Genomic DNA, 21,324 nt, shown 5'->3' on the forward strand with positions numbered 1-21,324 from the left:
GGAAATAGCAGCAGTCTAATCACCTGCTGCTATTGGGGCGATACCTTCTCCTGTCGGAGACGCTTTGCGTAGTTTGCTTCCCCGTATGGGTACGCTAACGCACTCTTACTAAATCGAAACAGCGCGATCGCGCAAAAGGGTTCAAAGCCCACACCATGTGCCATCCGGTGTTTCCCGTTCTTTATTGGGGTTATTTAACACATGCATTATTCAGTATATTTTAAATTATTTATTACAAAATTTTTGAATAATTTTATGTAAAATCTTGTAGTCTGCCCGAATTCAATAAACGACTGCCCGAATTCAATAAACGACTGCCCGAATTCAATAAACGACTGCCCGAATTCAATAAACGACTGTCCGAATTCAATAAACGACTGTCCGAATTCAATAAACGACTGCCCGAATTCAATAAACGACTGCCCGAATTCAATATAGAAACTTAGCAAATTTGCTTTTATTTAACACCAAAGCGATCGCCTATTCAACCGATACAAAGCGATACCTACAGTAAGCTACGCTAACGCAACAGGTGTCTGAAGAATTAAGCAGGCGTTGCAAGCAATAGCTTATTTAACCGATACACAGCGATACCTACGGTAAGCTACGCTAACGCAACAGGTGTATGAAGGTTCAACTCAAGGGCTGCTTGGTGACATAGTTAACCGTTCCTCCTAGTGCAGCTTGACCATACAGAACGGAGGCAGGTCCCTTAAGCACTTCAATCCGTTCGATCCCTGCCGTCTCAAAGCCAATGTTATTGTTATGCGGACTTTCATTTAACCCATTTCTCAAGACATTGTTGCCAGAACTAAAACCTCGGAGGATAATAGTTGAGTCGAACAGTGATCTGGCGGTATTTGTAAATCCTGCACCAGGGACATTTCTAAGGGCTTCAACCAGGATAGTGACGTTTTGATCCCGCAGCACTTGCTGGGGTATAACCTGATGGTCTGTTTATTTACGCCACGCTGTACTAGTGCTGAACACAGCTAAACCAATGTTATCGTCATTGTTTATTGAATTCGGGCAACTACCAAGAATTTACGGAAAATAATTTATTGCTAATTTTTCGCCCTCTCTAAAACGGGAGCATCCCAAATGTGCAAAATGCCCTTAGATGTCTTAGCAAAATTAATTTTTACTTCTATTTCTATTTATAATTGCGATCGCTAGGTTAAAAACTCACACAAATTGTGTCTAGCAGTAAGATTTACGTACCCATTTTATCATGGGCTGTACTTAAGGTGGTGCGGCGATGCCTACGCAAATTACCAACTAGAGATATAAATTTGATGTTGGGGAGCCAGTGGGTTAGATTTAGCTCCCCGAATCCTTAAACAAGTCGGGGATCTGGGCGGCAACTTTTGCTTAAGTCAGTGCCATTCCACCCTACGGACTACTGCTAAAACTCCCACGAAATCGTTCCTTGCACCGTGAATGGATCACCATAGTAAACGTTTAATCTGTTTGAAGCCGACTCAAAATAGTCAACGTTAAACAAGTTCTTGAAATTAATCGCTGCTCGCAAGTTATCCCGCTTGTAAAAGATGGCAGCATCGGTACGGAAATAACCGGGCAATTCAAACGTATTCTCTAGATCTCCCTGCCTGTCACCTGTGTAAAACACCCCAGCACCTACGCCAAATCCCTTCAAGCTACCCGATTGAATTTCGTAGGTTGTCCATACGTTAAAGCTGTGTTTGGGGACATTATTCAACAAGTTGCCAACCGCAAAGGTGTTGTCTTTGGTGATTTGAGCATCGGTATAGGCATAACCAGCAATAATATTCCATCCAGGCAAGATTTCACCAGCTAGATTCAATTCAATGCCTTGGCTTTGCTGTTCGCCGACTTGAATCGAAAATCCTGGTCTGTTCGGATCGTCGGTTGATACATTGGTGCGAGTGAGGTCATAAAACGCTAGGGTTGCAGAAAGTCTGTCGCTCAAATCTGCCTTGATTCCAACTTCGTACTGCCGACCACGTTCCGGTAGAGGAATTATGTCACTATTGAAGGCTTGAGATGGTACAAATGATTGACTATAGCTGGCGTAGAGTGAAATAGCTGGAATTGGTTGATAAACGACACCGACTCTCGGGCTAAATACTTCCTGTTGTTTAGACTCAGTGCTTGCAGGTAAAGGAAAAATTGCATTTTTTCTCTGGTTTGCAATATCAAAGCGTCCGCCTAACAGCAATTTGAGATTATCAAACAGCGCAATTTGATCCTGGATATAAATGCCAAAAGCATTGCTATGAAATTTTGATGCGGCTACCTGAGTGGGAGTACCTTGGAGTGGTTGACCATACACAGGATTGAACAGATCAATTGGAGTTGCTGGCGCGAAAAATCTAGGTAACTGTTCGGCATCATACCTAATGTAATTAAACCCAGTGACGAGTTGATGCTGGATGCTGCCTGTAGCAAATTTACCGACTAGATACGTATCAACGTTGAAACCTCGCTCGTTATTACCACCTTTAAAGTATCCTCGGTCAAGGGTGCGGTTATCGCTAGCTAGATCAAGGTTGGCGATGAAGTTATCCCTTAAAGGAGCCCATGTACCTCTGAATGCATGACGCAGCTGCCAGTTGTCGCTAAAGCGATGCTCGAGATTGTAGCCAACTTGAAACACCTCTAGACGCCTTTGGGAAAAATCTTCACCATAGTAGCGATCACGAGGAATTTTGCCGTTAGGGTTTGGCAGGACGGTACCCACGAGGGGGAGTCCCTGTTGACCAAAATCTAGACGTTGCTTAAAATACTGCGCCTGTAGAGTTAGCTTGGTGCGATCGCTGATTTGCCAGGAAAGCGCAGGTGCAACAAAATATTGTTCTCCATTAAAGGAATCAACAAAACTTTCAGTCGTCTGAGCCGCAACGTTTAGGCGATACAATACAGTCTTACTACTGTTGAGCGGACCCGACAAGTCAACAGCGCCACGATAGAAATTAAAGCTTCCAGCCGTAGCTTCCACCCTGTAAAAAGGCTCACTGAGAGGTTTTTTAGTAATTAAATTGACAATTCCTCCCAGAGGACCTTGACCATAGAGAACGGAGGCAGGTCCCTTGAGGACTTCAATCTGTTCGATGCCAGCAGGCTCAAAGAAGCTACTAAAATAATATGTGCCATTTTGCAACCCATCTGTCAAAACATTGGTTGTAGAGTTAAAGCCACGAATTATTGGTGCAACCAAAATTGAGCGTGAGAATGGCTGACCTCCTTGCGACACACCGGGTACATTTCTGAGTGCATCGCCCAGGTTTGTTACCTGCTGATCTTGTAGCACTTGTTTGGGAACTACCTGAATCGATTGGGGAATGTCGCGCAGAGGTGTGTCAGTTTTGGTTGCAGTTGATCCATCTGTTGCGCGATAAGTATCTTGTTCCCCTGTCACCACCAACTCAATCGGCTTATCACCCTCTGCGGTTGGTTGTTCTGGCGCTGTCTGACTTGCTGGCTTTTCTGGTTCTGGCTGTGTTGCAGTTGCAGTGGATGCGACACCAAAAATTAAACCCTCATTGCTATCAAATAATTCAACTGTTGGTAAACCCTGTTCGCCAACTACCCTTACTCTAATAGTATTGGCATTGAAATTGGTAACTATTATCTCTGTAATTCCCGCTAGGGGTTTTTCTGAGCGGAATGTGTAACCTTGACCCCCAGGTAAACGCAATTGAGCATTAGGAATATCGGTAATAAAATTATTATCAGTGCTGCGGTTTATGAGTTGTAATTGTTCCCCTTGGGTGGTTTGTAGAATTACCTCTACACCTTTTTGTGTCGGGTTTGCCTTGACTCCCGTTATTTCGGTAATTGCTGAGGTTGGTGACTGCGCCAGTAACGGTTGGGCTTTGTTAATGGTGGGTTCATCCTCACCTAATTGTCTAATTCTTCGAGAATTGCTTATGGTTTGCCCGCCTTTAGCATCGCCTCTCTCAACTTGAAAAAGTTCAGCAGCCTTACTGAAAACGGGGAAATCTATATTACTTTTTGATTTAACCTGTGCCGAGGTAGGCGTAATAACTAAAGCACTCAAGTATGCTGATATACTCAGTGCTAGGCACAACTGAGAACCGCTAAATGACCACCAACTCTTCATCAAAACTCCTCAAACACCTAATTTACTAAACCTAAACTTATTGACACTCTATATCAAGAGCATCTCAAAGAGTAGCAATTGATAGTTCAACTCCTTGGCTGACCAAAAACTAACTTCCCTTTACCAGAAAGTTAAATTGCTGTGCTTTTTTTGAATATGCATACCAGCCCAGGATTTGAGTCAAATCTCACTGATTGCAATCTGCTGTATTTATTAATGAGACTGAGTATAAACAAGAGTAGGTTGACGAGTCTAGCGCAAAAACGGCATCGTTAGGCTAAAACGGACTTTTTACCCGATAAACATTCACTGGGCATGATGCCAAATCTGCGCTTAAAGGCAGCAGCAAAGCGTCCTGGATCAGAATAACCGACTTTGTGGGCAACCTCGCCAATAGTTATGCTTCCCTGACGTAATAACTGTTCTGCTAACTCCATGCGCTTATCTGTGAGATAACCAAATACTGTTATACCGAAGAGTTATTGAAATCCGCGTCTGAGAGTCCTGTCACTAATTCCTACCATTTGTGCTAACTCTACTAATAAAGGTGGATTTTCTAAATTAGAGTGCAAAATTTCTGTAGCGTGATGGATGCTAGCAATAGTTCCTGATTTTAATTTCGGTGATGGTTGCAATCCCCCTTGATGCGATAAAATCGGGAGTAATTGCAATGTCATCAATTCCACAACCTTCGCTTGTAAATACATTCTCTTAGCTATCCCGTGGTAAGGACAATTAATTATTTGCTGCACCACACCTTGGATAGCTGGTGTAATTTCTGGATAAATTAAACTTTGCCAATCATTACCCTGGGTTAAGAAACGCAACTGGGGCAAAATTTCACCATCTGTTGTCGGGAAAAAAGTTCTCAACACATCAGGGGACATATGAATATCTACACCCATATGTCGCGTTTGCGGAACTTTACAGGACATTTGGCGTTGGATACCACTACCAGAAATGCAGGTATATCCTTCTCCTACCTTCCCTCCGTATTCATCTATGGTGCTACCTGAAAGCAAAACGCCAAATTGCAAGGGGTGTTCCCATTCGGGAATTAGGAAAATGACATCATCATGATATTGAAAGTCCGTAATCGCCAGCCAGATATTGGGATGGACTTGTACACCGCGAAAACCACCCCTACCCAGTTTCTTAGGCACTTCATGGGTGAATTCAAAGGTTTCTGAGGTAGCATCACAGACAACACTCTGAGCGACCTCAGCCCACATTTCCCCTTCTTCTTGCGCTGTCATTGTAAAAGTCATGGCTGGCGATTGACAGTAAATTTATTGCTAATAATTAGCATTAATTTTACAGCAACGAGAAGAAGATTGCAGAGGTTACTATCACTCTTGATTGAAAATGTTAAAACTTCAAGATAAATTTATTGATTAAATTTCTATTAAACTGAGATTTTGTATAATCTGCGATCGCAGATGCTCAAATCACAGAGCGCAGATATCTTTAAAATGATTAACACCAGATGAACTCTCCCATGTAGAAGTGTTGCGACAAACTATCAATGCTATTAATTCTCAATTATCGTACCGCGATCGCTTGACACTATGGCAAATTAAGCTATTAGCTGAATAAGAGCTGATTCGTAAACAAAATATGACTTAAAGAAACGGTTTGCCGCAATGGCAAGCTTATATTTTAATTTCAGTAGACTGAAGGATTTTTTTTAGGGGACATTAGACATTTCCGGAAAAGAATCTAGAAACGCCAAATTTCGCGTCTCTACAAGGGTTTTGGTGAATGCATAATTAATTTCCAAAGATGTCTATTGAGTTAACTAAATTTAAATCAAAGGGCAAAGGAATAATAGTCGCTCACAACTGAACTTGGCTTTTACCTTTCCCTTTTGCTGTGATGTCTCTTTAACCGAAACGTCCACTGATATAATCCTCAGCTTCTTTGGTTTGAGGAGAACTGAACATTTGGGCTGTAGGGTTAAACTCAACTAATTTTCCCCGACGTTTACCATGTTCGTCAATTTCTGTATTAAAGAAAGCCGTGAAATCTGCGACTCTGGAAGCTTGCTGCATATTGTGTGTCACCATAATGATGGTATATTGCTCCTTGAGTTCTAAGCAGAGTTCCTCGACTTGGCGGCTAGAAATTGGGTCGAGAGCAGAACATGGCTCATCCATCAATAATACATCTGGCTTCATCGCGATCGCTCTTGCTATGCAAAGCCGTTGCTGTTGTCCGCCAGATAATGCAGTTCCTTTCTCTTTGAGTTTGTCTTTGACTTCATCCCAGATAGCAGCGCGTCTGAGGGAATCTTCCACCAATTCGTCAATGTTACCTTTATAACCGTTAGCACGCGGCCCAAAGGAAATATTTTCGTATATTGACTTGGGGAAAGGATTCGGTCTTTGAAAAACCATTCCGACTTGGCGGCGTAATTTTACAGAATTTATCTTAGGATCGTAAATGTTGCGATTGCGATAATTTAGTCTCCCTTCTACCTTAGCTCCAGGAATTAAATCATTCATCCGGTTGAAGCAACGCAGTAAGGTACTTTTACCACATCCTGAAGGCCCAATAAAAGCAATAATTTGTTTATCAGGAATCTTTAGATAAACATCTAAAAGTGCCAAAAATCCCCCATAGTAGACCTTCACACCTTCAACATTGAATACACCCTTGCCTTGGTCGATTGTGGCACTATCTGATTTACTTCTACTATTGCTATAAGTCATTTGGCTGTTCTCCTAATATCCGTGAATGTATCCAATTAGATATTTAATTACCTAATTTATTGAAAAGCGTTGTCGAATATAAATTGCTACACCATTTAAAACTAAAATCAAGATTAACAACGCAATAATTGTCGCTGCTGCTGCATTAGCAAAACCCGGTTCAGGACGAGTTATGTAACTGTAAATTTGAATGGGTAATGCCATAAATCTCTGAAACAAACCAGGGTTAAAAGTGAGAAAACCCACAGCACCTACAACAATCAGAGAGGCTGCATCACCAATAGCGCGGGATATAGAAATAATCACCCCCGTCAAAATACCAGGAACAGCATAGGGCAACACGTGGCTGCTGATAGTTCGCCATTTTGTGACACCTAATCCGTAGGAAGCATTTCTTAGGGAATCTGGGACAGCGCGAATTGCTTCTCTAGCTGTCACAATAATTACTGGTAAAGACAACAAAGATAAAGTCAATGCACCGGAAATCAAAGCCGGGCCAAACCCAAGTAAATAATTGAAAACTCCTAAACCTAATAATCCATAGACAATAGAAGGCACACCTGCCAGATTACTGATATTAATCTCAATAATCGCTGTCCACCAAGCTTTAGGTGCATATTCTTCTAGATATAAAGCTGCTCCAACACCAATTGGGACAGTTACTAAAATCACAACAGCTCCTAAAAGCATACTGCTGATAATCGCAGGACGAATACCACCTTGGTCAGCAAAACGAGAAGGAGTTTCCGTCAGAAAGCCAGGTGATAAAAATCTGCCTAATCCGTCTTTCAAAATATCAAAAAGTAGCAACGCTAGGATAAATAAACCAATTAGCAATCCTAACAAGAAAAGTACTTCAAATACTTTCCCTAATTTATCTCTACTCTCAACATTATCGGTAAATTCTGCCGCAGATTCTAAAGAATCATCTTGTTGATAACTTGTAGCCATATCTATTTAGTCGTATTTTTCTTTAAAGCGATTAGCAATCCAATAACTAACAATATTCAAAACAAGGGTAAGTAAAAACAGAACAGCGCCTACAGCATATAATGTCTTGAAATTGAGACTACCACGCGGACTATCTCCACCAGAAATTTGCGCCATGTAAGCTGTCATGGTTTCTACTGATTCCATAAAATTAACAGTTAATCTTGGTTGTTGTCCGGCGGCGATGAGGACAGTCATTGTTTCACCCACAGCGCGAGAAATACCCAAAATAATCGAGGCTATGATTCCAGAAAGCGCGGCTGGTAGAACTACTTTAAAAATTGTTTCCAGTTTAGTGATACCTAAAGCATAAGCTCCTTCTCGCAAAGAACGGGGAACTGCTCGGATAGCATCTAAGCTGATAGAACCAACAGTAGGAGTAATCATTACCCCCATCATTAACCCCGCACTCAAAGCGTTGAATATTTCCAGAGGGAAAAAATTCCGCAGCAATGGTGTAAGGAACAACAGCGCAAAGTAACCATATACTACTGTTGGGATTCCTGCCAAAAGTTCCACCGCTGGACGTAAAATTGCTGCCACTTTAGGTTCAGCATATTCACTCAAATAAATAGCAGAAGATAAACCTAAAGGAATAGCAACTGCCATCGCAATAGCTGTAGTCAAGAAAGTGCCATTAATCAATGGCCAAACGCCAAAATGTTTATCTGCAAATAAAGGTGTCCATTTAGTATCAAGAAAGAATTTGGTAAAGGAGACTTCTTGGAAAAAACTGAATGTCTCCTGAAAAATAATTACGACAATACCAAAGGTAGTTAAAACCGAGACTAAAGCACAAGCAAATAAAATTGCCGCAACAATCTTTTCTGAAATATCTTCAGATGCATTTTTCTCTAGTGATTCTCTGGATAGTAGATAAGGCTCATCTTGATAATTGGTGTTCTGCATAAACAGGGATTTTTGACTATAAGTAAACTACAATTACTGAGACTTTATTTAAATAAAGTTTGTGATTGGTTCACCTGGTTTTGCTTTTTTGAATTTTGTCCCAGTTTCACCAGTAGCAAATTTTTGTTTGACTTTGAGATAAGCTTCATCCGGTAGTGCCACATAACCAACACTATCAACCCACTTCCAAGAATTTTCTAGATAAAAATCTACAAATTCTTTGACTGCTGGCTTAGTATCTAAGGATTTTTTACTGACATAAATAAACAAAGGACGAGACAAAGGTGTATAGATATTTTTGATCACATTATCCACTGGCACTGGTTTTTCACACTTTCCTGTGGAACTTTCTACAGCAACTAGATTTAATTTTTCTTGATTTTGAATGTAGTAAGATATCCCTACATAACCCAAGGCTGTTACATCACCTGAGACTCCTTGGACGAGAAGGTTTTGATTCTGAGTGGCAGTGTAGTCTGTACGGCCATTCTTGGCTTTGCCAGTCACAGCTTGAGTCATATAATCGAATGTTCCCGTATCAGAAGATGGAGCATACAGCTTCAGTTTTTGGTTAGGAAACTTGGGATTAACTTGATTCCATCTCAATACTTTACCGTCTGATTTGCCGCCCCAAATCTTACCCAGTTCCTTAATAGTTAAACATTTGGCAAAGTTATTTTTGCGGTTGGCAATCACGGCGATACCATCTAAAGCTACAGGCAACTCAACAAATTTAATATTCTTACTTTGACATTTTTTGATTTCTTCATCTCTAATGGTGCGAGAAGCACCAGCTATATCAATATCACCATTACAAAATTTACTGAAACCACCACCAGTACCACTTGAGGCAACGCTTACTTTAGCTTCAGGTTTAACTTTACCGTATTCTTCTGCAACTGCTAAAGAAATAGGAAAACCCACAGCTGCACCATCGAGACTTACCTGACTTTTCTTTTCCTCATTACTGCTACAAGCAGTGATACTACTGGCAAGAATCATTAAAAATGTTAAAAAAAAGCTATTCTGAAATCTGCTACGAAAGCTCATAAGTTATCAATTGAGTAAAGTGACTGAAGAATTTCTTATACTTGGCTATCTGCTAAGAGATAATTTTGCATGAAAAATATAGATATTATGCTTTGCTAGCAGCCTTAACTTTGTCAAAGATTGCCCCATCTGCAAAAAACTTTTTCTGGATAATATCCCAGCCACCTAAATCTTGAGATGTAAATAAAGTTTCAATTGGGGGATGTTGTGACGCTACTTCTTGGGTAACAGTGGGGTTAACAGGACGATATTATAATTTTGCAAATTCTCGTTGAGCTTCTGTCGAGTAAAGGAAATCAACAAATGCTTGTGCAACTTCCCTTGTACCGTGCTTCTCAACGTTTTTATCGACTATGGCTACAGGATTATCAATGGAAATATTGACTTTTGGTATGATGTAAGGCAATTTCGTACCAGTTCTTTGTGCCAAAATTACCTCATTTTCATAGTTAATTAAGACATCTCCCTGACCTTTTTGGAAAAATAAATCGCTTGCTTCACGGGCATCTTTTGTCAGAATAGGCGTGTTTTTATAAACTTTGGTGACATAATCTAATGCTGTGGCTTCGTCACCTCCCGTTAGACTCACGGAACCCCAAAAAGCCAAGAATTCCCAGATAGCAATACCAGAAGTTTTCGGATTAGCCGCAATCACTTTCACGCCATCTTTTGCTAAGTCTGCCCAAGTATTGATGCCTTTGGGATTGCCTTCGCGGGTGACGATCGCAGCAACCGATTTACTAACAATACCATTTCTCGGAGCTTTGGTTTCCCAACCCGATTTAATCAAACCTGCAAGAGCAATTTTGTTGACATCCAAAGGAAGTGCCAAATGTACTATATCTGCTTCTTGCGAACCAGCAATGACGGCAGCCGCTTGAGCGCCAGAACCCCCATAACTTTGCTCAAATGTGACGTTTTGGTTGTGTTCTTGCTTCCATTTTTCTACAAATTTGGGAATTATCTGGTCATGAGCTGCTTTGGTAACAGAGAAAGAAACCAGTTTCAGCTTGACATCATTTTTACTAGCTGAACTGCTTCCAGAGCAGGAGGCAACTGCTATACTCAAAAAAGCACCTACTAAAAACAGACTCACAAAGCTTTGCACGGTGTGTCCATTCAACCAACTTTTAGTTGTCTGTTTATACGATTGTATGGTTTGCAAAGCTTTCATGGCATAAGCCTGCATTCCCTCAGTCAGGAATTTACTTAATTGTGTCAGTTGTTGCGACTTGCTCATCAGAATACACCCCTAAATCTACGGTGTTTCTAGACAGATACCGTAATTAAAAGAATTATAGGATATATAGAACATTAGTTCTCATCTGGCTTCAATTTTTTTTATTAAGTCAGGAGTTGATCATCAAAGTAGCAAAGGTAGGGTATAAGCTCTGTGTTCTGCCCAACTCCAAAAAGCTGATTTATTTACAGCCTACATAGGTTATTTGTGTATAGAATTGCCACAACAATTTGTTGCCAAGAATTGGGAAAAGCGAAAATTTTTTTTCCTTTTGTCTGTAAAAAATCAAGACTACTGCAACTTCACAGACCCAGAATCTCGGATTCTGATAAATAGCTGAGAGCAGGGATTTAACCAACATTAGTTCAGTTGGTGACTTAGGCAATTCTAAAAAATCGATATAATTCGTAAGACAGGTATAAGTATCTTCACTAGTTATTGCGTCGTCTACTCTACCCCTATTGCTACAACTAGCTTAGGATAGACTAAAAGCACTTTTTGCAAACAATGGTAGAAAAAATCACAGCAGTGTTTAATGGCAAAGTGTTCTATCCGGCTGAACCGATCGCACTGCCAATCAATACCCGCGTGCGAATCAATATTGAAATTTTACCGCCAGGTGAACATGAAACAGTATCATTTCTGCAAACGGCGCGATCGCTCAACCTAGATGGGCCACCTGACTGGTCTACCAATATAGATAAATATTTATACGGTAAGTAAACTTTCCATGCATTCTGAAGTCTTCCTTGATACATCATTTGCCATTGCCTTATCTGCACCGAGCGATCGCTTGCATGACCGAGCCTTACATCTGGCTAAAATGTTACAAGCGGCAGAAACTCGTTTAGTGACAACACAGGCGGTAATGTTAGAAATTGGCAATGCCTTATCTCAACAACCTTATCGTCAGGCGGCAATCATATTATTAAATTCTCTAGTAGCAGACTCCAAAGTAGAAATCGTCCCTCTTTCCCAGGAACTCTACGAACGTGCTTTCCAGCTATATCGGGAACGAACAGAGAAAGAATGGGGATTTGTGGATTGCGTATCTTTTATTGTGATGCAATATAGCGGAATCACTGAAGCACTGACTGCTGATGAGCATTTTCAACAAGCAGGCTTTCGAGCATTACTGCGAGAAAATTTACCTTAAGGATTGGGGATTAGCAACTGGGATTAGGAATTACGGATGAGATATTGGGATTAAGTATTGAGAAAATGAATATTTTGGAGGTGGAAAGAAATCGGGAATCAGAAAAATCTGCAACTCTCAGTTTGCGATCGCGACCTTATGACTATTGGATAATGACTAAAAAAGTTAGATAATTGACATGGTATGTATGTAATTCATCAAAATTTAGCTTTTCTAATAGGGATTGATTTAGCAGGGATACCTTATATTCATTCAGAAAAATCTCTACTGGTAGTTTGGAAGTTCTATTGTTATTTCGTAGAGCAAGAATTACTATCGCCACAAATTGCTGGAAACCAATAGACATAGGAGTGAAATTAAATATGCGTTATCCAGAACCTTTGTATAAATGTAGCAGTGCTACGTCTCTACATTCTTTCTCACTTTTATCTCTATTGAAAAATTTAATGAAAGGTATTTAAAATATACCTTTCATTCCGTACCTCAAGTGATCCAAGAGCGCTAATTATGATTAAAAAACCACAAAGTTGTTTATGGTTAGTGTCACACCAGCAGATAATTGTGCAAATTTTACCTGAGTAAACTCAGACGCACTGCCATCTTGATCAAAGAACAATGCACCTGTAATATTGTTATATATAAATCGTTGATTGCTTGTCGTTGCAGATGTTCCGAGTGTAAACTGACTTTTCTGAAGTGAACCTATTGATAACCCGCCGCCAAAACCAGTAGCCGATACCTGAATCAATTCATTAGTGGCGTTGAAGTCATAAAGTCTATCAACACCTCCATTGTAATCATTGAAAGCAAAGGTATCAGTACCAGTTCCTCCATAAAGGCTATCATTACCAGAACCACCTGTGAGGTAATCATTGCCATTACCACCAATGAGGGTGTTCCTACCATATGCACCAGAGGCTGTGAGAGTATCATTACCATCGCCTCCAGAGAGGAGATTATCGCCACCTGATGAATTGCCAACAATCAAGCGATCGTCGCCATTACCACCTATGAGGGTGTTCTTACCATTTGCTGAAGAGACTGTGAGAGTATCATTACCATCGCCTCCAGAGAGGAGATTATTGCCTGATGAATAGTCAACAATCAAGCGATCGTCACCTGCTCCCCCATCTATCGTATCATTGCCATAAGCATTGACCCCACCGAGTGTATCATTGCCATTGCTGCCAACAATATTGTCATTGTAGGCTGTACCTGAGATATTTAATCGTTCGATATTCTTATAGCTAACCCGACTTGTGCCTGCCGTAATTGCTGCAATGTTAGTAGTGGCATTGAAAGTGGTTGTGATACCCCCAGTAGCATTGCTGTAATCGACGAACAACACATCGTCACCCTTACCCCCATCGATGGTATCTTTGCCACTAGTGCCCGTGGAAAGCGTATCGTTCCCACCGTTGCCAACAATATTGTCATTGTAGGCTGTACCTGAGATATTTAATCGTTCGATATTCTTGTAGCTAACCTGACCTGTGCCTGCCGTAATTGCTCCAATGTTAGTAGTGGCATTGAAAGTGGTTGTGATACCCCCAGCAGCATTGCTATAATCGACAGACAACACATCGTCACCCTCACCCCCATCGATGGTATCTTTGCCACTCGTGCCTGTGGAAAGCGTATCATTGCCATTGTTGCCAACAATATTGTCATTGTAGGCTGTACCTGAGATATTTAATCGTTCGATATTCTTGTAACTAACCCCATACTTGCCCGCCTTAATCGATCCAATGGTAGTAGTAGGATTAATTGTCGTTATGATCCCCCCTGTAGCTAACGTGTAATCCACAGACAACAAATCGTCACCCTTACCCCCATCTACCGTTTGAGTCACTAAATAAGAGGGGGCAGTATCTGGAAATGTGGGGCTTAGAGAGAAGGAATCATTGCCATCGCCCCCAGAGAGGAAGTTACTGCCTGTTGAATGTTCAGCCCCCAATGTATCGTCACCAGCGCCACCGTTGAGGGTGTTATTGCCTGAGGAGGAAAAATAACCGCTGCCACTGCTGAACTCGAAAAAATAGGCAGAGATGGAGAGAGAATCATTGCCATCGTCCCCAGAGAGGAAGTTATTGCCTGTTGAATACTCAGCTTTCAAGGTATCGTTACCAACGCCACCGTTGAGGGTGTTATTGCCTGAAGAGCTAAACTTATCCTCTCTATAAGCATAAATGCCAGAAGTGGAGAGAGAATCATTGCCATCGCCTCCAGAGAGTAAGTTATTGCCGCTTTTTGGAGACTGAGCATTTAAGGTATCGTCACCAGCGCCACCATTGAGAGTGTTATTGCCTGAGGAGGAAATATAGTTATAATAGCCCACAGCAAAAAGGTAAGAGGTGGAGAGAGAATCATTGCCATCGCCCCCAAAGAGCAGGTTATCGCCTGTTGAACCGCTAGCGCTTAAGGTATCGTTACCAACACCACTGTTAAGGGTGTTATTACCTGTTGATAAATCAGCATTCAAGTAATCGTCACCAATACCACCAGCAAGGGAGTTCTTGCCCTCACCACTTTCTAGGGTGTCATTCCCCACACCACCAATGAGAGTATCATTCCCCGCGCCACCTCTTAAAATGTCGTTGCCACTCAAGCCATCAATTTCGTCATTACCGCCCTGACCATTAATGACATCATCTGAGTTGTCTAAACCCACAATATTGTTAGAAAGGTCATTGAGAAAGGTTACTGTGTTCTTGATGCCAATGCTAGTATCAGTGGAATTGGCATCGAGGACATTAAAACTGTCCGTGATGCTAGTTTGCCCATCAAACAGGATATTACCGATAGCTGGTGTTGCTCCAGAAGCTTTCAGGTTTTCCAAGTTTTCTAATTTGAAGTTTTGCAGGATGACTATGGCATTATCCGTACCTTCGGCATCACGATTACCTTCAAACCTGATTTCCAGATTGTTGCCATTCTGGGTGAGCAGCAGATTTTGCGCTGTGAACTTATAGCCCTGGAAATTTAGAGTGTCCACTTCGGCAATGACTGCTGCTGTCGGGTTTATTCCTTTACCTACGCCACCAAAATCGGTGATGATATAATCGTACTCGGAATCGTAGACAAATTCATCCTTGCCGCCTCCACCAGTCAAGGTGTCGTTGCCACCGCCACCATATATGGTATCATTGCCTGCTTTACCGTTAATCGTGTCCGAGTCACCACCACCCCTTAAGGTATCATTACCGTTGGTTCCAATGATATTTGCCATAACTTTTACCTACCTAAATCGATTTTTTCAGTAACTTCAGTTCTCAACCTTAAGTTGAGTGCTGTTTTCAGGCACAAAAACTTTCAGGCTAAATTAATCATCCTTATTCACTAGAAATCATTAAACAAGGATCGAAAAATTCAGCTTGAATGCCTAAAATCCATCCTTCATGTTTGGTTTCTGCCAGCGCTTAAGTCCTACTAGAAGAGAAAATGGTTAACAGTTGACTGTTGACGGGAAAAAGATTTTTATACCCTCCTTGTGGGCTATTCTGTATGGGTGTTTAGCTTGAAAATAGATAATATCTGAATAATCTCGCAATAACTACACAGTAAATATATTACTTAGATGTTCATGCGGAAATAGTCATCTTTGCATACTCTTCACATTTAACAAATGACAAACTAAAAAATAAGGATAATGATAGATGCTTTGGTCAACTAACATCAGTAACTTCCCACTGTACTTAAGTCTCATGCTCTTAAATACTGATTAGACAGCCAAGGACTCCCCAGTCCCCAATTAAAACCTTATTATTTCGTTACAATCGGCATATGCATTAGGCATTCAAGAGTTATCAGCCATGAAATTGATTTCCGATCCACCAATTCCTGTAAAAATTCAAAAGATGAAGGAACGGGTGCGGTGGATGCATCCAAGTTTTGTGCAACGGGGAATTGACCAAACCAGCATGGTTATTGACGATCGCAGGCAGGATAGTCCAGAATTTTCCTTTATGGTTATCGGTGATTCCGGCACCAAATCCCATTCTCGACACCATCCCCAACGAAAAGTTGCTGAACTAATGCTTTCTCAGCGCGATGATTGCAGTTTTGTATTGCACACAGGCGATGTAATTTATGTGGTGGGTTCCCAAGAGTATTATTCAACAAACTTTATTGAGCCTTACCGGGAATTTCTTGTAGGTGGCGACAACCCAAAAGGCATTCCCTATGACCGCATGGTGTTTAATCTACCATTCTTGCCAGTACTTGGTAATCATGATTACTACGATGTACCGTTGATATACCGTTTATTTACTGGAACAACATCGTCACTGCGTCGCTTGTTACGCTACAAAGATATCGAGATTGGCTGGCATGGTTCGTATCAAGGTAATGCCTATGCACGAGCATTTATGGACTACACCCAAGCGATGTCTTCCCCAGAATTAGAACGTCATTTAGCTCAACACTATACTGCTAAGACCGACACAGGACGCTGTTTGCGTTATCAACCTGGACAGTTTACCCGTTTACCCAATCGCTATTACACTTTTCGTTACGGCGGTATTGACTTTTTCGCACTGGATTCTAATACCTTTAATACACCTTCACCTTTGCCTGCAACTCAAGAGGGAGAAATTTACCGCCGCCAATTGCAAAAGCGTCGCCAGGAAATAGATCAACAAGAATTGCAGATTTTGGGAATATATGATCGCCTCAACCCAGATAAACCCACCGAAGCAGAACAACTTGATGACCTTAGCGCCAAATTAGACCAAATAAACGAGATCAAAATCGATATTGAGAAACAATTGGCATCTCAGAAAATGCCTGCGATCGACTTTGAACAACTTGAATGGTTGCGAAGCAGACTAATTAAATCTTGGAACACCTCCGAGGTGCGCGGACGTGTAATCTTTTTCCACCATCCACCCTACGTCACAGAAGCTACTAAGTGGAATCAGGCACAAACCTTGGCGGTTCGCCACAGTTTGCGCTGGGTGTTTGAACAAGTGGCACAAACTCTTGGTTCCCTAATTAAAGAGCGTCCCATAGTTGATTTGATTTTAAATGGTCACGCTCACTGTTTGGAGCATCTTTGCACAACTGATACCGGATTTGCTGACTCCCACATTAACTGCATTATCTCTGGTGGTAGTGGTCATCGTCCTCGCTATCAACGGCGAGGGGGGACTGAATTGATGGAGACTTTTGCTGAAATTGCAGGTAAACCCACTCGAAAAGTTGCAGATTCAATGCTTTTTGTGGGTCGTCATGACTACAATTTTTACAACCGACTACCTTACTCATGTGTGCGGATTGATGTTCTGGATGGTAGCCCACCCAAGTTTATCATCAGACCACTGATCGCTGAACGTATTGAAGATGAATGGTATAACCGCGAACTTGAACCTTTTGTGATTTAAACCGCAATACAGTTGAGTTAAGCATTTCTTCCTTCTGTTCCTTTGCGTCCTTCTTTACGAGACGCTACGCGTAGCTTGCTTCTCCGTTACCCAATAATACAGATTCAATCGCCCGACCTACACAAGCAGCAACCTCCGAAAGTAGTGTGACACTTTCTTTTTCACTTGGCACGGCGAGGAGGGGAAAAAATCGTGCATAATGTTGATTAAAATGATTGGTCAATTCTCTTAGTTCCCTGACAACAACTTTGTGACTGTGATCTAGCCTTGCACAATTATCTGAAGTCATGGTTATTGCAAGCGTTTATATCTTAATCTTGAATAGAGTTTTGATAATTTCAGATTATGGCAGGACATAGTAAATGGGCAAATATTAAGCGCCAAAAAGCGGTAGTAGATGCAAAAAAAGGAAAAACCTTCACTCAGTTATCTAGGGCGATTATCGTTGCGGCTAGAAGCGGCGTACCAGATCCAGCGCTGAATTTTCAACTTCGCACGGCAATTGACAAGGCAAAGGCTGCGAGTATCCCCAATGATAATATTGAACGAGCGATAGCTAAAGGTGCAGGCACTTTTGGCGGAGATAATGCTACCTTTGAAGCGATTCGCTACGAAGGTTACGGCCCTAGTGGTGTAGCGATTTTAATCGAAGCCCTCACAGATAATCGCAATCGCACTGCTGCTGACTTGCGTGTAGCTTTTAGTAAAAATGGTGGCAATCTTGGTGAAACAGGTTGCGTTAGCTGGATGTTTGACCAAAAAGGCGTTTGTGTAGTGCAGGGTGTGGTTGACGAAGAACAGCTTTTAGAAGCATCTCTCGAAGGCGGTGCTCAGTCTTATGAGATGACTGAAGATGAGATGGCTGAGGTATTTACTGAGATTGCAAATTTAGAAACCCTTAGCCAGACACTCAAAGATCAAGGCATTAAAGTGACTGACGCCGAATTGCGTTGGATTCCCAGTAATAGTACAGAAGTTACTGATCCGGATCAGGCGCGATCGCTTTTCAAGTTAATTGATACTCTAGAAGGCTTGGATGACGTGCAAAATGTCACAGCTAACTTTGACATAGCAGAAGAATTGATGGCTTTCAGCATTTCTTAATCAAAATTAAACAGCCATCATCGCAAATAGCACTTATTCATAAAAAGTATAAAATATCATGTTAATCTTTGAAATGCCAGCAAGTATTATGGCTGTGAGTATTTTCTAGCCAAGTATTCCCCGTAAGTCCTAAATTTTACGGATGTAAAAATAGACATGAAAGATTCATATTAATTACAAACTGATGACATATGCCTATTGGATAGTTGGATTGTTGATTACCTGATGAGGATTTTCGAGTGAATAAGTTCGGTAAAGTTTTACTTTTGGCTTTAATATTTGCTGCCCCTGTAACCGTTTTTACTTCTGTTGCTCAAGCTAAAACTATCCATACTGGTAGCGTCAAAGCTGGTAAATACCATAAATATCACAATCACAAACATCACATGCATCATGCTAAAAAGCCAATTCAAAGATAGTTACTATTACTCGCAAAAGTTTCTAGTAACTCTGTAATAAAGTTTAGTGTTGGTTTGTCTGAAAAAATAATTGTATTATTTAACCCCGCTGGAATCTCCACCAATCAGCGGGTTTTTTTGATTAACTTGCTTATGAAGGCGCGATCGCGTCAAAATAAGAGTTAAGACGCTGTAACCTAACTTAACAATGGCGATAACGCAGCTTAAGCAAATTTCCTCTCAACCAACACCGCCAGATGAGCGGGGATATGGATATGATTTGGTAATTGTCGGTGGTGGGATTATTGGGTTAACTCTAGCCTCTGCTTTAAAAGATTCTGGGTTGAGTGTGTTGCTGATTGAGGCAAAAGTGGCATCAGCTGCGGTAGCTAAAGGGCAAGCTTATGCAGTTCACATGCTTTCGTCACTAATTTACCAAGGAATTGGAGTTTGGGACAAAATGTTGCCTCAAATCGCCAAATATTGCCGGGTTCGTCTTTCTGATGCCGATTATCCCAATGTGGTGGAATTTGCCACAGATGATATAGGTACAGCAGAGTTGGGTTATGTGGCGGAACACCAAGCGCTGTTGCAGCCTTTGCAGGAGTTTGTCCAAAATTGTCCCAATGTGACTTATCTATGTCCGGCTGAAGTGGTAAATACGCAGTACCAGAAGGATATAGTAACGATAGATATTAAAGTTGCCGATCAGTTACGGTCAGTCAAGAGCAAATTACTGATAGCAGCAGATGGGGCGCGATCGCCGATTCGTCAAGCTGCTGGGATCAAAACTCTGGGGTGGAAATATTGGCAGTCTTGCATAGTTGCATTTGTCAAACCAGAAAAACCACACAACAACACCGCTTACGAAAGATTTTGGTCTAGCGGGCCCTTTGCGATTTTACCTTTACCGGGGAACCGTTGCCGCATTGTCTGGACAGCCCCCCACGAAGAAGCAAAAGCTTTATGTGCTTTAGATGATCAGCAATTTTTAAGAGAACTCACCCGTCGCTATGGCAATCAGATGGGGAAATTGGAATTAGTGGGCGATCGCTTTGTATTTCAGGTACAACTCATGCAAAGCGATCGCTATGTTCTCCCCCGATTGGCATTAATTGGTGATGCAGCACACAATTGTCATCCCGTTGGCGGACAAGGTTTAAATCTAGGTATTCGGGATGCAGCGGCTTTGGCGCAAGTAATCCAAGCAGCGCACCAAGCGGGTAAAGATATTGGCGACATTCAGATTCTTAAAGGTTATGAACGCTGGCGCCAACTGGAAAACCTGACGATTTTAGGTTTCACCGATTTGTTAGATCGGATGTTTTCTAATAATTTCTTACCTGTAGTGGTGGTTCGTCGCCTGGGTTTATGGTTTTTGCAGCGAGTACCTCTATTAAAAGTGTTTATCCTGAAGCTGATGATTGGCTTGAAGGGGCGGATTCCAGAATTGGCAAAAGATAAACGCTACACCACAGCAGCTTGAAAAATCTGGTTTGGGGTGAGATTCAATTCGGGAAAAGTTTGGGAAACAATGCGATCGCTATCTCGAAACTTACTTATCTGATATTCCCCATCAACTAAGTTACAAACGGAGATTGTTGGTTGTTTGGGATTACCGATAAAATTACGTCCACCCAAGGCAGCATAATCGACAATCCAGTATTCTGGGATACCCATCTCTTCATACTCAGCATATTTTAAATAGTAATCGTCCCGCCAGTTGGTTGATACAACCTCAATTGCCAAAGGTATCGATGCACCCAAACTGACGATAGATTCTTTTTTCCATAATTTTTCGTTTGCCAGATTTGCACGATTTAGCACCAACACATCTGGGATGTAACCAGAATTTTTTTCAGGAGGTCTAACTATAGCTTGGTTGGGCATGAAGTAGGGGAGGTCTAATCGGTAAAATTCAACTGTTACTTTTCTTGCTAAAAAACCTTTTAATTCCTCGTGTTCCCCTACTGGTTGTGCCATCTCAACAATTTCTCCTTTATGTAGTTCGTAGCGGACTCGTCGATTTTCGGGTAGCCAATCGACAAATTCCTCAAAGGTTACTAGCTTGGGTATGGCTTGAGTCATGACTTTTGAGAATTACTGATGATAGAAATATTATCTCTAATCTAGGAGACTGCGGACAGCTTTTTCACCACGGTTAAGAACGTAGGCATAAATCATTGTAGTTTTCACATATTTGTGTTTGAGTAATTTCTGTACAGTGGGGATGTCATTTATGTTCCGACTTTAAGGGAAAAGGGCATTCTATCTAAAGAC

At 41.4% G+C, this 21,324-nt stretch carries 17 protein-coding genes and 2 pseudogenes; 6 read left to right on the forward strand and 13 right to left on the reverse strand.

Translation table 11 applies throughout. The features are described 5' to 3' along the window. Positions 1 to 633 precede the first annotated feature (633 nt). From V7L29_RS31440 to V7L29_RS31480, 9 genes and pseudogenes are all read right to left on the reverse strand, one after another. Positions 634 to 942, reverse strand: a complete 309-nt coding sequence (locus tag V7L29_RS31440; RefSeq protein WP_334692921.1) for a TonB-dependent receptor plug domain-containing protein — start codon at positions 940 to 942, stop codon at positions 634 to 636. A 463-nt stretch (positions 943 to 1,405) separates the two neighbouring features. Further along, complete coding sequence (locus tag V7L29_RS31445; RefSeq protein ID WP_334737948.1) at positions 1,406 to 4,105, reverse strand: TonB-dependent receptor; 2,700 nt, start codon at positions 4,103 to 4,105, stop codon at positions 1,406 to 1,408. 272 nt (positions 4,106 to 4,377) lie between these two features. Continuing rightward, a complete protein-coding gene (locus V7L29_RS31450) occupies positions 4,378 to 4,575 on the reverse strand; it encodes a helix-turn-helix transcriptional regulator (RefSeq protein ID WP_334737991.1) in 198 nt (65 codons plus the stop codon). A 9-nt stretch (positions 4,576 to 4,584) separates the two neighbouring features. Beyond that, positions 4,585 to 5,373 (reverse strand): AraC family transcriptional regulator, encoded by a 789-nt coding sequence (locus V7L29_RS31455; RefSeq protein WP_334737949.1) that lies wholly within the window; start codon positions 5,371 to 5,373, stop codon positions 4,585 to 4,587. 615 nt (positions 5,374 to 5,988) lie between these two features. Continuing rightward, a complete protein-coding gene (pstB, locus tag V7L29_RS31460) occupies positions 5,989 to 6,816 on the reverse strand; it encodes a phosphate ABC transporter ATP-binding protein PstB (protein WP_334737950.1) in 828 nt (275 codons plus the stop codon). Positions 6,817 to 6,867: 51 nt separating this feature from the next. Continuing rightward, positions 6,868 to 7,767 carry a phosphate ABC transporter permease PstA gene (gene pstA / locus V7L29_RS31465; protein WP_334737951.1) on the reverse strand — a complete coding sequence of 300 codons (900 nt, stop codon included), beginning with the start codon at positions 7,765 to 7,767 and terminating at the stop codon, positions 6,868 to 6,870. Positions 7,768 to 7,773: 6 nt separating this feature from the next. Then, on the reverse strand, positions 7,774 to 8,715 hold the full coding sequence (pstC, locus tag V7L29_RS31470) for a phosphate ABC transporter permease subunit PstC (RefSeq protein WP_334737952.1): 942 nt from the start codon (positions 8,713 to 8,715) through the stop codon (positions 7,774 to 7,776). A gap of 48 nt (positions 8,716 to 8,763) precedes the next feature. Continuing rightward, entirely contained in the window at positions 8,764 to 9,765 is a 1,002-nt protein-coding gene (locus V7L29_RS31475; RefSeq protein ID WP_334692912.1) for a PstS family phosphate ABC transporter substrate-binding protein, read from the reverse strand. An 85-nt stretch (positions 9,766 to 9,850) separates the two neighbouring features. Further along, a pseudogene (locus V7L29_RS31480) lies at positions 9,851 to 11,005 on the reverse strand (sulfate ABC transporter substrate-binding protein). 507 nt (positions 11,006 to 11,512) lie between these two features. Between V7L29_RS31480 and V7L29_RS31485 the strand changes: the two are divergent. Both V7L29_RS31485 and V7L29_RS31490 read left to right on the forward strand, forming a co-directional pair. Beyond that, positions 11,513 to 11,728: a hypothetical protein gene (locus tag V7L29_RS31485; RefSeq protein ID WP_334692910.1), complete on the forward strand. Its 216-nt coding sequence runs from the start codon at positions 11,513 to 11,515 to the stop codon at positions 11,726 to 11,728. Positions 11,729 to 11,735: 7 nt separating this feature from the next. After that, positions 11,736 to 12,161 carry a type II toxin-antitoxin system VapC family toxin gene (locus tag V7L29_RS31490; RefSeq protein WP_104906391.1) on the forward strand — a complete coding sequence of 142 codons (426 nt, stop codon included), beginning with the start codon at positions 11,736 to 11,738 and terminating at the stop codon, positions 12,159 to 12,161. Positions 12,162 to 12,303: 142 nt separating this feature from the next. On the opposite strand, the gene V7L29_RS31495 is transcribed toward V7L29_RS31490, so the two are convergent. Together V7L29_RS31495 and V7L29_RS31500 are read right to left on the reverse strand one after the other, a co-directional pair. Beyond that, entirely contained in the window at positions 12,304 to 12,507 is a 204-nt protein-coding gene (locus V7L29_RS31495; protein WP_334737953.1) for a hypothetical protein, read from the reverse strand. A gap of 165 nt (positions 12,508 to 12,672) precedes the next feature. Beyond that, a pseudogene (locus V7L29_RS31500) lies at positions 12,673 to 15,390 on the reverse strand (beta strand repeat-containing protein); the annotation flags it as partial. Positions 15,391 to 15,973: 583 nt separating this feature from the next. On the opposite strand from V7L29_RS31500, the gene V7L29_RS31505 reads away from it, so the two are divergent. After that, positions 15,974 to 17,542, forward strand: a complete 1,569-nt coding sequence (locus tag V7L29_RS31505) for a metallophosphoesterase family protein (protein WP_334737955.1) — start codon at positions 15,974 to 15,976, stop codon at positions 17,540 to 17,542. 64 nt (positions 17,543 to 17,606) lie between these two features. Here the strand turns inward: V7L29_RS31505 and V7L29_RS31510 are convergent, their stop codons facing one another. Next, complete coding sequence (locus V7L29_RS31510; RefSeq protein ID WP_334737956.1) at positions 17,607 to 17,831, reverse strand: hypothetical protein; 225 nt, start codon at positions 17,829 to 17,831, stop codon at positions 17,607 to 17,609. 56 nt (positions 17,832 to 17,887) lie between these two features. Between V7L29_RS31510 and V7L29_RS31515 the strand changes: the two genes are divergently transcribed. From V7L29_RS31515 to V7L29_RS31525, 3 genes are all read left to right on the forward strand, one after another. Then, on the forward strand, positions 17,888 to 18,646 hold the full coding sequence (locus tag V7L29_RS31515) for a YebC/PmpR family DNA-binding transcriptional regulator (RefSeq protein ID WP_334737957.1): 759 nt from the start codon (positions 17,888 to 17,890) through the stop codon (positions 18,644 to 18,646). 239 nt (positions 18,647 to 18,885) lie between these two features. Then, entirely contained in the window at positions 18,886 to 19,065 is a 180-nt protein-coding gene (locus tag V7L29_RS31520) for a hypothetical protein (protein WP_334737958.1), read from the forward strand. Positions 19,066 to 19,252: 187 nt separating this feature from the next. Continuing rightward, positions 19,253 to 20,530, forward strand: coding sequence for an FAD-dependent hydroxylase (locus V7L29_RS31525; protein WP_334688039.1), 1,278 nt, complete (start codon positions 19,253 to 19,255; stop codon positions 20,528 to 20,530). Here V7L29_RS31525 and V7L29_RS31530 read toward each other — a convergent pair. Next, positions 20,512 to 21,132 (reverse strand): Uma2 family endonuclease, encoded by a 621-nt coding sequence (locus V7L29_RS31530; RefSeq protein ID WP_334688040.1) that lies wholly within the window; start codon positions 21,130 to 21,132, stop codon positions 20,512 to 20,514. The two genes, V7L29_RS31525 and V7L29_RS31530, sit on opposite strands and share 19 nt — an antisense overlap. Between the last annotated feature and the right edge of the window lie 192 nt (positions 21,133 to 21,324).

It is taken from the genome of Nostoc sp., from assembly GCF_036916575.1.
In the GTDB taxonomy this organism is placed as follows: Bacteria; Cyanobacteriota; Cyanobacteriia; order Cyanobacteriales; family Nostocaceae; genus Nostoc.